At 66.9% G+C, this 14336-nt stretch carries 12 protein-coding genes; 5 read left to right on the forward strand and 7 right to left on the reverse strand.

The window, feature by feature from the left end; all coding sequences use genetic code 11:
* Window position 1 precedes the first annotated feature (1 nt).
* The 6 genes from hisC to mtnA all read right to left on the reverse strand — a co-directional run bounded on the left by hisC (window position 2) and on the right by mtnA (window position 8122).
* The gene (gene hisC / locus BLV15_RS21260; protein ID WP_090231729.1) at window positions 2–1114 is read right to left on the reverse strand and encodes a histidinol-phosphate transaminase; all 1113 of its coding nucleotides are present in this window, start codon (window positions 1112–1114) and stop codon (window positions 2–4) included.
* A 33-nt stretch (window positions 1115–1147) separates the two neighbouring features.
* Window positions 1148–1765, reverse strand: coding sequence for a YitT family protein (locus BLV15_RS21265; protein ID WP_090231730.1), 618 nt, complete (start codon window positions 1763–1765; stop codon window positions 1148–1150).
* A 40-nt stretch (window positions 1766–1805) separates the two neighbouring features.
* On the reverse strand, window positions 1806–2912 hold the full coding sequence (pheA, locus tag BLV15_RS21270) for a prephenate dehydratase (protein WP_090231731.1): 1107 nt from the start codon (window positions 2910–2912) through the stop codon (window positions 1806–1808).
* Window positions 2912–3997, reverse strand: a complete 1086-nt coding sequence (gene serC, locus BLV15_RS21275; protein WP_090231732.1) for a 3-phosphoserine/phosphohydroxythreonine transaminase — start codon at window positions 3995–3997, stop codon at window positions 2912–2914. Before serC ends, pheA begins: the two co-directional genes overlap by 1 nt.
* A gap of 117 nt (window positions 3998–4114) precedes the next feature.
* Window positions 4115–6931 carry a DNA gyrase subunit A gene (gene gyrA, locus BLV15_RS21280; protein WP_090231733.1) on the reverse strand — a complete coding sequence of 939 codons (2817 nt, stop codon included), beginning with the start codon at window positions 6929–6931 and terminating at the stop codon, window positions 4115–4117.
* A 114-nt stretch (window positions 6932–7045) separates the two neighbouring features.
* Window positions 7046–8122, reverse strand: coding sequence for an S-methyl-5-thioribose-1-phosphate isomerase (gene mtnA, locus BLV15_RS21285; RefSeq protein WP_090231734.1), 1077 nt, complete (start codon window positions 8120–8122; stop codon window positions 7046–7048).
* 162 nt (window positions 8123–8284) lie between these two features.
* Between mtnA and BLV15_RS21290 the strand changes: the two genes are divergently transcribed.
* The 5 genes from BLV15_RS21290 (at window position 8285) to BLV15_RS21310 (ending at window position 13062) form a co-directional block, all read left to right on the forward strand.
* On the forward strand, window positions 8285–9604 hold the full coding sequence (locus tag BLV15_RS21290) for a TRZ/ATZ family hydrolase (RefSeq protein WP_090231735.1): 1320 nt from the start codon (window positions 8285–8287) through the stop codon (window positions 9602–9604).
* 121 nt (window positions 9605–9725) lie between these two features.
* Window positions 9726–10424: a bifunctional 2-polyprenyl-6-hydroxyphenol methylase/3-demethylubiquinol 3-O-methyltransferase UbiG gene (ubiG, locus tag BLV15_RS21295; RefSeq protein WP_090231736.1), complete on the forward strand. Its 699-nt coding sequence runs from the start codon at window positions 9726–9728 to the stop codon at window positions 10422–10424.
* A 5-nt stretch (window positions 10425–10429) separates the two neighbouring features.
* The gene (mupP, locus tag BLV15_RS21300) at window positions 10430–11101 is read left to right on the forward strand and encodes an N-acetylmuramic acid 6-phosphate phosphatase MupP (RefSeq protein ID WP_090231737.1); all 672 of its coding nucleotides are present in this window, start codon (window positions 10430–10432) and stop codon (window positions 11099–11101) included.
* A gap of 75 nt (window positions 11102–11176) precedes the next feature.
* Window positions 11177–11917 (forward strand): YciK family oxidoreductase, encoded by a 741-nt coding sequence (locus BLV15_RS21305; RefSeq protein WP_090231738.1) that lies wholly within the window; start codon window positions 11177–11179, stop codon window positions 11915–11917.
* Window positions 11918–12135: 218 nt separating this feature from the next.
* Window positions 12136–13062 carry a GGDEF domain-containing protein gene (locus tag BLV15_RS21310; RefSeq protein ID WP_090231739.1) on the forward strand — a complete coding sequence of 309 codons (927 nt, stop codon included), beginning with the start codon at window positions 12136–12138 and terminating at the stop codon, window positions 13060–13062.
* Window positions 13063–13123: 61 nt separating this feature from the next.
* On the opposite strand, the gene rluB is transcribed toward BLV15_RS21310, so the two are convergent.
* A complete protein-coding gene (gene rluB / locus BLV15_RS21315) occupies window positions 13124–14263 on the reverse strand; it encodes a 23S rRNA pseudouridine(2605) synthase RluB (RefSeq protein WP_090231740.1) in 1140 nt (379 codons plus the stop codon).
* Window positions 14264–14336: the final 73 nt, after the last annotated feature.

The raw sequence follows: 14336 nt of genomic DNA on the forward strand, positions 1-14336 counted from the left end.
ATCAGCCACGGGCGAGAATCCGTCCCAGCGCATCCAGGCAACGGGCGTTCTCTTCGGCCAGGCCGATGGAGATGCGCAGGTGATTGGGCATGCCGTAGGCGCCTACCGGCCGCACGATCACGCCTTCACGCAGCAGCGCCTGGTACACCGGCGCCGCGTCGCGGCCGAGATCGACGGCGATGAAGTTGGCCTTCGACGCGATCCACTGCAGGTCCAGCGCGCGGAAGCCCTGCTCGAGCTGCTTCATGCCGGCATCGTTCAGCGCGCGGCTGCGCTGCAGGTAGTCGGCGTCGTCGAGGGCGGCGCAGGCGGCGCTCAGGGCCAGGCTATTGACGTTGAAGGGCTGGCGCACGCGGTTCAGCACGTCGGCGATCTCCGTCGACGACAACCCGTAACCGACGCGCAACGCGGCCAGGCCGTAAGCCTTGGAGAAGGTCCGCGAGACCAGCAGGTTGGGGTACTGCGCCAGGTAATCGAGGCCGTCGGGCAACTCGTCGCCCTCGGCGTACTCGATGTAGGCCTCGTCCAGCACCACCAGCACACGCTCCGGGACCTTGGCGAGGAAGTCGGCCAGCGCCGCCGGGCCGAACCAGGTGCCGGTCGGGTTGTTCGGGTTGGCGATGAACACCACGCGGGTATTCTCGTCGATCGCCGCGAGCATCGCCGGCAGATCGTGGCCCCAGTGCTTCGCCGCGACCGAGCGCCCTTCGGCGCCGACGGCCTGGGTGACGATCGGGTAGACGGCGAACGCGTGCTGGCTGAACACCGCGTTCAGGCCCGGCGCCAGGTAGGCACGCGCGACCAGTTCAAGGATGTCGTTGGAGCCGTTGCCCAGGGTCACCTGCGCGGCGGTCACCCGGCAGCGCTCGGCGAGCTTGCTCTTCAGCTCGAAGCCGTTGCCGTCGGGGTAGCGGGTCAGCTCGGCCAGTTCGGCGCGGATCGCCGCCAGCGCCTTTTCGCCGGGGCCCAGCGGATTCTCGTTGCTGGCCAGCTTGACGATGCTCGCCGGCTCCAGGCCGAGTTCGCGCGCCAGCTCGTCGACCGGCTTGCCCGGCACGTAAGGGGACAGCTTCTGCACGCCGGGCTGGGCCAGACGAAGGAAATCACAACTCATGCGAACCTCTGTTCAAGCGGCGCCGCGCGCCGGTCAACTGATTGCCGAATAGCGGCCTGGCCGGTGATTGACCGCCAGCACCATGTTCAGTACCACCGCGCCGACGATCGACAGCGCGATGGCGTGCAGATCGACGACGAACAGCGCCACCAGCAGGATCAGGCAGTCGATGACCATTTGCACCTTGCCGGCACGCCAGCCGAAATGGTCCTGGAGATAGAGCACCGCGATGTTCACGCCGCCCAGGCTGGCCCGGTGGCGGAACAGGATCAGCAGGCCGATGCCCATCAGGATGCCGCCCAGAATACTGGCATACAGCGGGTTGAGCGTCTGGAAACCGATCAGCCGCGGGGTCAGGTCGGCGAACAGCGAGACCAGTGTCACCGACGTCAGGGTACGCAGCGTGAACGGCCAGCCCATGCGCCGGATCGCCAGCCAGTAGAACGGCAGGTTGATCACGAAAAAGGCCACGCCGAAGCTGACCACGCCGGTGTACTGGGTGAGGAACGCCAGCCCCGCGGTGCCGCCGGTGAGCAGGCCGGCGGCACGATAGAGATTGATCGCCAGGGCGATCATCAGGGTGCCGCTGACCAGCGCCTGGGCATCCTCGAACAGGCTGTGGCGGTCGGCCGGCGTGCTGTCCAGCGTCATGCCGCCACTCCGCACGGGCGCGCCAGGTGCCGCGCGCCGTTCAGAGCACGGCCTTGGGGTAGGAACCCAGCACTTTCACCGCGACCGCTTCCTGGCTGAGGCGCTCGAGCAGGTCCTTGATCAGCGGGTCCTTGTGGTGGCCGACGAAGTCGATGAAGAACACGTAGGTCCACTTGCCGCTGCGCGACGGGCGCGTCTCGATGCGCGTCAGGTCGATGCCGTTGCTGTGGAACGGCACCAGCAGCTCGTGCAGCGCGCCGGGCTTGTTGCGCATGGAGACGATCACAGAGGTCTTGTCGTCGCCGGTCGGCGGGACTTCCTGGTTGCCGATGATGAGGAAGCGCGTGGAGTTGTCCGGGCGGTCCTCGATCTTCTCCTGCAGCTTGGTCAGGCCGTAGAGGCTGGCCGCCATGTCGCCGGCGATGGCCGCCGAGCTCCACTCGCCCTTGACCCGCTTGGCGGCGTCGGCGTTGCTGGAAACCGCCACGCGCTCGACGTTCGGGTAGTGCGCATCGAGCCACTTGCGGCACTGCGCCAGGGACTGGGCGTGCGAATAGATGCGGCTGATGTTGTCGGTCTTGGTGTTGTCGCCGACCAGCAGGTGATGGTGGATGCGCAGCTCGACTTCGCCGCAGATCACCATGTCGTGCTCGAGGAAGCTGTCCAGCGTGTGGTTGACCGCGCCCTCGGTGGAGTTTTCCACCGGCACCACGCCGAAATTGACCGCACCCGCGGCGACCTCGCGGAACACCTCGTCGATGGCCGCCATCGGCGTGCTGATCACCGCGTTGCCGAAATGCTTGATCGCCGCGGCCTGGGTGAAGGTGCCCTCGGGGCCGAGGTAGGCGACCTTCAGCGGATTCTCCAGGGCCAGGCAGGACGACATGACCTCCCGGAACAGCCGTGCCATCTCCTCGTTGCTGAGCGGGCCCTTGTTGCGTTCCATCACCCGCTTGAGCACCTGCGCCTCGCGCTCGGGCCGGTAGAATACCGGCACCTCGCCTTCGGCCAGCGCGGCCATCTTGACCCGGGCGACCTCTTCAGCGCAGCGCGCACGGTCGCTGATCAACTCGAGGATCTTCTCATCGAGCTTGTCGATGCGTACCCGCAGCGCCTTCAGCTCAAGCTCGGAGTTGGCATCGGACATCAGCCACGCTCCTTCTCGAACTCCGCCATGTAGCCGACCAGCGCCTCGATGGCGTCCAGGCCGAGGGCGTTGTAGATGGACGCGCGCATGCCGCCCACCGAACGGTGCCCCTTGAGGTTGAGCAGCCCGCGGGCGTCGGCGCCGGCGAGGAAATCCTTGTCCAGGCGCTCGTCGGCGAGGCGGAACGGCACGTTCATCCACGAACGCGCCTCACCGGTGATCGGGTTGCTGTACAGGCCGCTGGCGTCGATGAAGCCGTACAGACGGTCCTTCTTCGCGCGGTTGCGCTGTTCCATGGCGGCGACCCCGCCCTGCTCCTTGAGCCACTCGAAGACCAGCCCGGAGAGGTACCAGGAGAAGGTCGCCGGGGTGTTGTACATCGAGCCGTTATCGGCCGCGATCTTGTAGTCGAGCATCGTCGGGCAGACGCTGCGCGCGCGACCGAGCAGGTCTTCGCGAACGACCACCACCACCAGGCCGCTGGGGCCGATGTTCTTCTGCGCGCCGGCGTAGATCAGGCCGAACTTCGACACGTCGAGGGGGCGCGAGAGGATGTCCGAGGACATGTCCACCACCAGCGGCACGTCGCCGGTCTCGGGAATCCAGTTGAATTCCAGGCCGCCGATGGTCTCGTTGGAGGCGTAATGCACGTAGGCGGCCTTCGCATCCAGCTGCCATTCGCTCTGAGGCGGGATGGCGAAGTAGTCGTACGGCTTGGCGCTGGCGGCGATGTTGACCTTGCCGTAGCGGCGCGCCTCTTCGACGGCCTTGCGCGACCAGATGCCGGTGTCGATGTAGTCGGCCGAAGCGCCTTCGGGCAACAGGTTCAGCGGGATTTCGGCGAACTGCTGGCTGGCGCCGCCCTGGAGGAACAGCACCTTGTAGTTGGCCGGCACCGACAGCAGGTCGCGCAGGTCCTGCTCGGCCTTGACCGCGATGGCCGTGTAGTCGTCGCTGCGATGGCTCATCTCCATCACCGAAAGGCCCTTGCCGTTCCAGTCGAGGAGTTCGGCCTGGGCACGTTGCAGTACCGCCTCGGGAAGCGCGGCCGGGCCGGCGCAGAAGTTGAAAGCGCGATTGCTCATCGTTGATGTCTCTCAAAAAGGCAGGGCTTGGCCCTTTCACTCGTTCGAACCCCGCGTTGCCGGCAGAAGCCCGAGCGTTGCCGCCCGGCCCCTGCCTGCATGGGAACGCCGCCGACGTTACTCGTCTTCGCCGTCACCGGGGACCACGTCCGGCGATACGTCGCCGCCGCCACCGAGCAGTTCATCCTCGTCCGGCTCGGCGCTGACCACGGGCAGCTCCTTGTCGAGCACGTCCTCGGCCAGAGCCGCTTCGTTTTCCTCGAGGTCTTCCTCGACCGAAGGCTCCTGCACCCGCTCCAGACCGACCAGGGTTTCGTCCTTGGCCAGTTTGATCAGGGTCACGCCCTGGGTGTTGCGGCCCAGCGAGGACACTTCGGAGACGCGGGTACGCACCAGCGTGCCCTGGTCGGAAATCAGCATGATCTCCTCGCCTTCCTGGATCTGGATGGCGCCCACCAGAATACCGTTGCGCTCGTTGCTGACCATGGCGATCACGCCCTGGCCGCCACGTCCGCGGCGCGGGAACTCGGCGATCGCGGTGCGTTTGCCGTAGCCACGCGCCGACGCGGTGAGAATCTGCGCGTCGGGCTCGGGGATCAGCATGGAGATGATGTGCTGGCCTTCCGGCAGGCGCATGCCACGCACGCCACGGGCGTTACGGCCCATGATGCGCACCTTGCTTTCCTTGAAGCGGATCACCTTGCCGCCGTCGGAGAACATCATCACGTCCTGCGCACCGTCGGTGACGGCGGCGGCGATCAGGGTGTCGCCCTCTTCCAGCTTCAAGGCGATCAGGCCGACGCTGCGCGGCTTGCTGAACTGCACCAGCGGGGTCTTCTTCACGGTGCCGTTGGCGGTGGCCATAAAGATGTAGCTGCCAGTGGGCTCGTCGGCGGTTTCGTCGTCGCCGTCTTCTTCTTCGCCGACTTCCTCGATCTCTTCCGGCTCGGCCAGCACGCCTTCGATGACGTCATCGGCGTCCTCGCCTTCCGGCAGTTGCTGGCGCACGGCCTCGAGGTCGACCTGCAGCATCGCGGTGATGCGCTCGCCCTCGCTCAGCGGCAGCAGGTTGACCAGCGGCCGGCCACGCGCGGTGCGCGAGGCTTCGGGAATTTCGTAGGTCTTCATCCAGTAGACCTTGCCCTTGCTGGAGAACAGCAACAGCGTGGCGTGGCTGTTGGCGACCAGCAGGTGTTCGACGTAGTCCTCTTCCTTGACCCCGGTCGCCGCCTTGCCGCGGCCGCCACGACGCTGCGCCTGGTAGGCGTGCAGCGGCTGGGACTTGGCGTAGCCGCCGTGGGAGATGGTCACCACGCGATCTTCTTCGGTGATCAGGTCGGCGATGGTCAGGTCGACCTGCGAGGCGACGATTTCGGTGCGACGCTTGTCGCCGAACTCGGCCTTGACGCCTTCCAGCTCTTCGCGGATGACTTCCATCAGGCGCACGGGGTTGGTCAGGATGCGAATCAGCTCGCCGATCAGGGTGAGGATTTCCTGGTACTCGGCCAGCAGCTTCTCGTGCTCCAGGCCGGTCAGGCGGTGTAGGCGCAGGTCGAGGATCGCCTGGGCCTGTTCCGGCGACAGGTAGTACTTGCCGTCGCGCAGGCCGTACTGCGGATCGAGATCGTCCGGGCGGCAGGAATCGGCACCGGCGCGCTCGACCATCGCCTCGACGGCGCTGGATTCCCAGGCGCGGGCGATCAGGCGTTCCTTGGCTTCGCCCGGCGTCGGCGATGCCTTGATCAGCTCGATCACCGGGTCGATGTTGGACAGCGCGACCGCCTGGCCTTCGAGGATGTGGCCGCGCTCGCGCGCCTTGCGCAGCTCGAACACGGTACGCCGGGTCACCACTTCGCGGCGATGGCGGATGAATACCTCGAGCATGTCCTTGAGGTTCATCGTGCGCGGCTGGCCGTCGACCAGCGCCACCACGTTGATGCCGAACACGCTCTGCAGCTGGGTCTGGGCGTAGAGGTTGTTGAGGATCACCTCCGGCACTTCGCCGCGACGCAGCTCGATGACCACGCGCATGCCGTCCTTGTCGGACTCGTCGCGCAGTTCGGTGATGCCTTCGATCTTCTTCTCTTTGACCAACTCGGCGATCTTCTCGATCAGACGCGCCTTGTTCAGCTGGTACGGCAGTTCGCGGATGACGATCTGCTGGCGGCCACCGGCCTTGTCGATGTCCTCGATCTCGGCGCGCGCGCGGATATAGATGCGCCCGCGGCCGGTGCGGTAGGCCTCGATGATACCAGCACGGCCGTTGATGATCCCCGCGGTGGGGAAGTCCGGGCCGGGGATGTAGTGCATCAGTTCGTCGACGGTCAGCTCGGCGTTGTCCATCAGCGCCAGGCAGCCGTCGATCACTTCGCCGAGGTTGTGTGGCGGGATGTTGGTGGCCATGCCCACGGCGATGCCCGACGAGCCGTTGACCAGCAGGTTGGGGATCTTGGTCGGCATCACCGCCGGAATCATCTCGGTGCCGTCGTAGTTCGGCACCCAGTCGACGGTTTCCTTCTGCAGGTCGGCCAGCAGCTCGTGGGCCAGCTTGGTCATGCGCACTTCGGTGTATCGCATGGCCGCGGCGTTGTCGCCGTCCACCGAACCGAAGTTGCCCTGACCGTCGACCAGCAGGTAGCGCAGCGAGAACGGCTGGGCCATGCGCACGATGGTGTCGTACACGGCGGTGTCGCCGTGCGGGTGATACTTACCGATCACGTCACCGACCACACGGGCGGATTTCTTGTACGGCTTGTTCCAGTCGTTACCCAGTTCGCTCATGGCGAACAGCACGCGCCGATGCACGGGCTTCAGGCCGTCGCGCGCATCCGGCAGGGCACGCCCGACGATCACACTCATCGCGTAGTCGAGATAGGACTGTTTCAGCTCGTCTTCGATATTGACCGGGAGGATTTCTTTGGCCAGTTCACCCATGAGAAGCCTGGTTCCTTTTGTCTGCGAGGTGCTGCGAATAAGCGCGGGATATTATCACAAGGCGGCGTTCGAAAGCCGCCTAGAGACGCGTCGAATGGATGAGCAGGCGCCCCTTCAGTGCAGGCGCTTGCGACTCATCAGGGCGGCCATCTTCGTCGCGTCGGGGCGTTCGACCACGCCCTTCTCGGTGACGATGGCGTCGATCAGGTCGGCCGGGGTGACATCGAACACCGGATTCAGCGCCTCGACGCCGGCGGCGACGCGCACGCCGCCGACGTCCAGCAGCTCCGCGCCGTCGCGCTCCTCGAGGGGAATGTCGTCGCCGCTCTCCAGCGCCATGTCGATGCTCGAGCTGGGCGCCACGACCATGAAGCGCACGCCGTGGTGCATGGCGCAAACGGCCAGTTGATAGGTGCCGATCTTGCTCGCCACATCGCCGTTGGCGGTGATCCGGTCGGCGCCGACGATGACCCAGGTGATGCCTTTGGTCTTCATCAGGTGCGCGGCGGCGGAATCGACGCCGAGGCTCAGCGGGATGCCTTCGCTGGCCAGTTCCCAGGCGGTCAGGCGCGAGCCCTGCAGCCAGGGCCGGGTTTCGTCGACGTAGACGCGCTCCACCAGCCCCTCGAGGTAGGCCGCGCGAATCACCCCGAGCGCGGTACCGAAGCCGCCGGTGGCGAGCGCGCCGGTGTTGCAGTGGGTGAGCAGGGTCTGCAGGTTGCCCTGCTGCTTGCGAATAAGCTCCATGCCCAGCTGAGCCATGGTCAGGTTGGCCTCGCGGTCACTGAGGTGGATAGCCATGGCCTCGGCTTCCAGCGCCTTCAGCGGGTCTTCGCCGTGCTTGAGCTTGTCGAGCCGTTCGCGCAGGCGGTTCAGCGCCCAGGACAGGTTGACCGCAGTCGGCCTGGCGCCCTCCAGCACGGCGAAGTCCGCCTCCAGCTCGGCGCGCCAGTCGCCGCCCTGCGCCAGGCGCGCCCGCGCGCCAAGCACCAGCCCGTAGGCCGCGGCGATGCCGATCACCGGCGCACCCCGCACCAGCATGCTGCGAATCGCCTCGGCGACACCGGCGGCCGAGTCGAAGGTGAGCCAGGTTTCCTCCAGCGGCAGCCGGCGCTGGTCGAGCAGATGCAGCTCGCCCGCGCGCCATTCGATGGACGTGACCTTCTCCGCCGCCAGCAATCGCTCGCGCATGCTCAACCTCGTACCGGAACAAAAGCGGCGAATTATACGCACAAGCCCGCGGCGGTGGCGGGCGACGCGGCGGCGGGCGAGCCGCCCGACCGCTGGCTTCGCCTTTCCAGCCCCGTGCGGCTTCAATACACTGTCCGGCCCTCTGACCTGGAACGCCAGCCCATGCCCGACGCGCCCCTCGACCTGTTGCTGCTGCCGTCCTGGCTGGTTCCGGTGGAGCCGGCGGGCGTGGTCCTCGGCGACCACGGCCTGGGCATCCGCGACGGACGCATCGTGCTCATCGCGCCACGCGCCGAGGCCCTGCGCCAGCCGGCGACGGAAATCCGCGAACTGCCCGGCATGCTGCTCGCGCCGGGACTGATCAACGCCCACGGCCACGCGGCCATGAGCCTGTTCCGTGGCTTCGCCGACGACCTGCCGCTGCAGAGCTGGCTGGAGCAGCACATCTGGCCGGCCGAGGGCCGCTGGGTCGACGAGGACTTCGTCCGCGCGGGCACCGAACTGGCGGTGGCCGAACAGCTCAAGGGCGGCATCACCTGCTTCTGCGACCAGTACTTCTACCCGAAGATCGCCAGCGAAGTGATGCACAACGCAGGCGTGCGCGCGCAGATCAGCCTGCCGATCCTCGACTTCCCGATCCCCGGCGCGGCGGACCCGGCCGACGCCATTCGCCGCGGCCTGGAGCTGTTCGACGACCTGCGCCACCACCCGCGCCTGAAGGTCGCCTTCGGCCCGCACGCGCCCTATACGGTGAGCGACGACAAGCTGGCGAACATCCTGATGCTCGCCGACCAGCTGGACGCCGGCATTCATATGCACGTCCACGAGACCGCCGGCGAGGTGCAGCAGGCCGTCGAGCGGACCGGCGAGCGGCCGCTGGCGCGCATCGCCCGCCTCGGCCTGCTCGGCCCGCGCTTCCAGGCCGTGCACATGACCCAGGTGAACGACGAGGATCTGGCGCTGCTGGTGGAAAGCAACAGCAGCGTGATCCACTGCCCGGAGTCCAACCTCAAGCTGGCCAGCGGTTTCTGCCCCGTCGAGAAACTCTGGCAGGCCGGCGTCAACGTCGCCCTCGGCACCGACGGCGCGGCCAGCAACAACGACCTCGACCTGCTGGGCGAAAGCCGCACCGCCGCGCTGCTGGCCAAGGCCGTCGCCGGTTCGGCCACCGCCCTGGACGCGCACCGCGCGCTGCGCATGGCCACGCTCAACGGCGCGCGCGCCCTCGGGCTGGACGCCTGCTGCGGTTCGCTGGAGGTCGGCAAGTTCGCCGACCTGGTCGTCTTCGACCTTAACGGCCTGGCCCAGCAGCCGGTTTACGATCCGGTATCGCAACTGATCTACGCCTGCGGGCGCGACTGCGTGAAGCACGTCTGGGTCGGCGGCAAGCCACTGCTCGACGACGGACGCCTGACCCGCATGGACGAACAACGCATCATCGCCACTGCACGGCAGTGGGGCTCGCGCATCCGCGGCGGCTGACGCCGGCCTGCGACAAACTGGCATACATTGGGCCGACGTCGATGAGCCTATCGGCGCCGTCAAGCTGGCAACATGTCCGCCCGGCCGCGCCCTCCTCTTTCTCGTTTCGATGGAACTACTCATGAGCAATGTCGATCACGCCGAAATCGCCAAATTCGAAGCCCTGGCCCACCGCTGGTGGGACCGCGAAAGCGAGTTCAAACCCCTGCACGACATCAACCCGCTGCGGGTCAACTGGATCGACGAACGCGTCGGCCTGGCCGGCAAGAAGGTCATCGACATCGGCTGCGGCGGCGGCATCCTCAGCGAAGCCATGGCCCAGCGCGGCGCCGAGGTGATCGGCATCGACATGGGCGAGGCGCCGCTGTCGGTGGCACGCCTGCACCAGCTCGAATCCGGCGTGCCGGTGGAATACCGGCAGATCACCGCCGAAGCGATGGCGGCGGAAATGCCCGGCCAGTTCGACGTGGTCACCTGCCTGGAAATGCTCGAGCACGTACCCGACCCGGCCTCGGTGATCCGCGCCTGCCACACGCTGGTCAAGCCCGGCGGCCAGGTGTTCTTCTCCACCATCAACCGCAACCCCAAGGCCTGGCTGTTCGCCATCGTCGGCGCCGAGTACCTGATGCGCCTGCTGCCGCGAGGCACCCATGACTTCGCCAAGTTCATCCGTCCTTCCGAGCTGGGCACCTGGAGCCGCGACGCCGGGCTGCAGGTCCGCGACATCATCGGCCTGACCTACAACCCGCTGAGCAAGCGCTACAGGCTGGCGCCGGACGTGGACGTCAACTACATGGTCCAGACCCTGAGGGAGGCGTGAGCGGCATGCGCATTCGAGCAGTGCTCTTCGACATGGACGGCACCCTGCTGGACACCGCGCCGGATTTCATCGCGGTGATCCAGGCGATGCGTGCCGCGCGCGCGCTGCCGCCGATCGAGGACAAGACCGTGCGCGACGTGGTGTCCGGCGGTGCGCGGGCGATGGTGATCAGCGCCTTCGACGTCGAGCCGATGTCCGACGCGTTCGAGACACTGCGCCTTGAATTCCTCGAGCGCTACCAGAGCCACTGCGCCACCTTCAGCCACCTCTACGACGGCATGGCCGACGTGCTGGCCGATATCGAAAAGGCCGGGCTGATCTGGGGCGTGGTGACCAACAAGCCGCTGCGCTACGCCGAACCGATCATGCAGCGGCTCGGCCTGGCCGAGCGCTCGGCGCTGCTGATCTGCCCGGACCACGTCACCCACAGCAAGCCGGACCCGGAAATGCTCGCCCTGGCCTGCCAGCGCCTGGAGCTGGAGCCGGCCAGCGTGCTGTTCGTCGGCGACGACCTGCGCGACATCGAATCCGGTCGCGCCGCCGGCACCCGCACGGTGGGCGTCAGCTACGGCTACATCCATCCGCAGGACAACCCGCGCAGCTGGGGCGCCGATGCCGTCATCGACCACCCGAGCGAGCTGCGCACCCTGCTCGACCGCGCCCTCTGCGGGTGCTGACAGGCTGTCGTTCCATCCATCCGATCCGCTAGCCAGCCGCGCGGCCAAGGCGTGCCGCGCCCGAAGGAGCCCCCTATGTTCGACTACACAGCCCGCCCCGATCTACTGCAGGGCCGCATCATCCTGGTCACCGGCGCCGGCCGCGGCATCGGTGCGGCCGCCGCCAAGGCCTATGCGGCGCATGGCGCGACGCTGCTGCTGCTGGGCAGCAACGAAGACAACCTCAACCTGATCTACGACGAGATCGAAGCGGCCGGCCATCCGCGGGCCGCGGTGATTCCGCTGAACCTGGAAACCGCCCAGCCGCACCAGTTCGGCGAACTGGCGGCGATGATCGAAAGCGAATTCGGCCGCCTCGACGGACTGCTGCACAACGCGTCCATCGTCGGCCCGCGCACGCCGCTCGAGCAGCTCTCGGGCGAGAACTTCATGCGCGTCATGCAGATCAACGTCAACGCCATGTTCATGCTCACCAGCGCCCTGCTGCCGCTGCTCAAGCTGTCGGATGACGCCTCGGTGGTGTTCACCTCCAGCAGCGTCGGCCGCAAGGGCCGCGCCTACTGGGGCGCCTACGCGGTTTCCAAGTTCGCCACCGAGGGGCTGATGCAGGTTCTCGCCGACGAAGTCGACGGCACCTGCGCCGTGCGCTCCAACAGCATCAATCCGGGCGCCACCCGCACTGCGATGCGCGCCCATGCCTACCCGGGCGAGAATCCGGCGAACAACCCGGAGCCGGAGGCGATCATGCCGGTCTATCTGTACCTGATGGGCCCGGACAGCAAGGGCGTCAACGGCCAGCAGTTCGACGCCCAGTGAGCACGCGGGCGGTGGCCGGGCCACCGCCAGTTTTACGTCGAAAGCGGCAACCTACCTTCCAAATAGCGGCCATTACCCGCCGGACAACCGGCGAAATCTTGCCACCACCCACGCAATAAACGCTCAAGTCACTGTTAAATAACGATAAAAATATCCTGGCACACATTTCGCTCTTGTCCCTCCACGAAACGCATACCAGCGTTGAAGGAAGAGCGCTCATGGTCCCTCCCAGCAAGAAGAACACGATCGATTTCGACGCCGCCCGCCTGCAGCGTATGGGCTATTCGGAATCTCGCCCCGTTGCCCTGCTACCGGTAACGCTGAGCGAGCTGCACCGCCAACTGACCCTGCAGCTGCAGACCAGTCTGGAGGTGGAGCGCATCCTCGAAGTGTTCTTCCGCGAGGTTCAGCGGCTGGTACCGCTGGACGCCATGACCTTCTCCCATCCGCGCAGCGAGCTGTCCCTGCAGTTCGGCGCACGCGGCACCCACAGCGCCAGCTACAACCTCAACCAGGCCGGCGAATACATGGGCGAACTGGTGTTCCGCCGCAACCAGCGTTTCGACGACTTCGAGCTCGGCCAGGTGGAATCGCTGCTGTCCTGCCTGGTGTTCCCGCTGCGCAACGCGCTGCTCTATCGCTGCGCCCTGCAGAATGCCCTGCATGACCCGCTGACCGGCACCGGCAACCGCTTCGCCATGAACCAGTCGCTGGCTCGCGAAGTGGACATGGCCCACCGTCATTCGCAGCCGCTGTGCGTGCTGATGCTCGACCTCGACCACTTCAAGCTGATCAACGACGGCTACGGCCACGGCGTCGGCGACGACGTGCTGCGCGCGGTTTCCGTCGCGCTGAAGAACCAGCTGCGCAACATCGACATGATCTTCCGTTTCGGCGGCGAGGAATTCATGGTGCTGCTCTCCAACACGGCCCTCGAGGCCGCCAGCCTGGTGGGCGAGCGCCTGCGCAGCACCATCGAGACGCTGCAATACCTGAGTCAGGGTCAGGCCATCAGGATGTCGGTCAGCCTGGGCTGCGCCCTGCTGCGACCCTTCGAATCCGCGGAAAGCCTCACCCGCCGCGCCGACGATGCGCTTTATGCCGCCAAACGCGAAGGCCGCAACCGGATGATGCTGGCGGGCTGAGCAGCGCCAGCACAGAAATGAAAAACCCCGCGAGAGCGGGGTTTTTCGTTACGCCATCCGTTTACGGACGCTTGCGACCGAAGCCTGGACGCTGGCCGTCGGCCACCGGGCCACGGCGCTTGGCCGGAGCGCCCGCCGACGGCTTGCGGGGTGCGCCACGTTCGCCGCCGGCGTCTTCGGCAGGGCGGCGCTTCTTGTTCACATCCTGCGGCCGCTCGGCGACGGTGCTGCCGGCGCCCCGCGGCGTGCTGCGCTCCGAATCCGGACGCAGGCGGCGGTTGGTCGGCTTGCCGGCACCGGCGGCGGGCTTGCCACCGCGCGGCGCACGGCCCGGACGCTCGCTCGGCGCCAGCGGCTTGGCCGACTTGCGCTGCGCGCGGTCGAGCTTCTCACGCACCTTGCCCTTCATGTCGGGCAGCGAAACCGGCTTCAGGCCGACTTCGGCGCTGAGGATGTCCAGCTCGGCCTGGCCCATCTCGCGCCAGCGCCCCATGGTCAGCTCGGAGGTGAGGAACACCGGGCCGAAGCGCACGCGCTTCAGGCGGCTGACCACCAGCCCCTGCGACTCCCACAGGCGCCGCACTTCGCGGTTGCGGCCTTCCATCACCACGCAGTGATACCAGTGGTTGAAGCCTTCGCCGCCGGGCGCTTCCTGAATGTCGGTGAACTTCGCCGGACCGTCTTCGAGCATCACGCCGGTCTTGAGGTTCTCGATCATTTCCTCGGTGACTTCGCCGCGCACGCGCACCGCATATTCGCGGTCCATCTCGTAGGACGGGTGCATCAGGCGGTTGGCCAGCTCGCCGTCGGTGGTGAACATCAGCAGACCGGTGGTGTTGATGTCCAGGCGACCGATGTTGATCCAGCGCCCGGCCTGCAGGCGAGGCAGGCGGGCGAACACGGTCGGACGGCCTTCCGGGTCGTCGCGGGTGCAGACTTCGCCGTCCGGCTTGTTGTAGATGAGCACGCGGCGGACCGCTTCGACGGCCTCTTCGCGCTTGATCAGGCGGCCGTCGAGGGCGATGGCGTCGTGCAGGTCGACGCGCTGGCCGAGGGTCGCCACGCTGGCGTTCACCTTGACCCGTCCCTGGCTGATCCAGGTCTCGATGTCGCGACGCGAGCCGAGGCCCATGCGCGCGAGGACTTTCTGCAGTTTTTCGCCGTGAGCGACGTGCTCGGCGGGTTGCTCATGTTCGGTCATCTGTGCACCTCCCGGTGTGGGCTGTTCCGAATGGGGCGCGAATCATACGCGCTGGACGACCGCGGCGATATGC

The organism is Pseudomonas kuykendallii (genome assembly GCF_900106975.1).
GTDB classification, from domain to species: domain Bacteria; phylum Pseudomonadota; class Gammaproteobacteria; order Pseudomonadales; family Pseudomonadaceae; genus Pseudomonas_O; species Pseudomonas_O kuykendallii.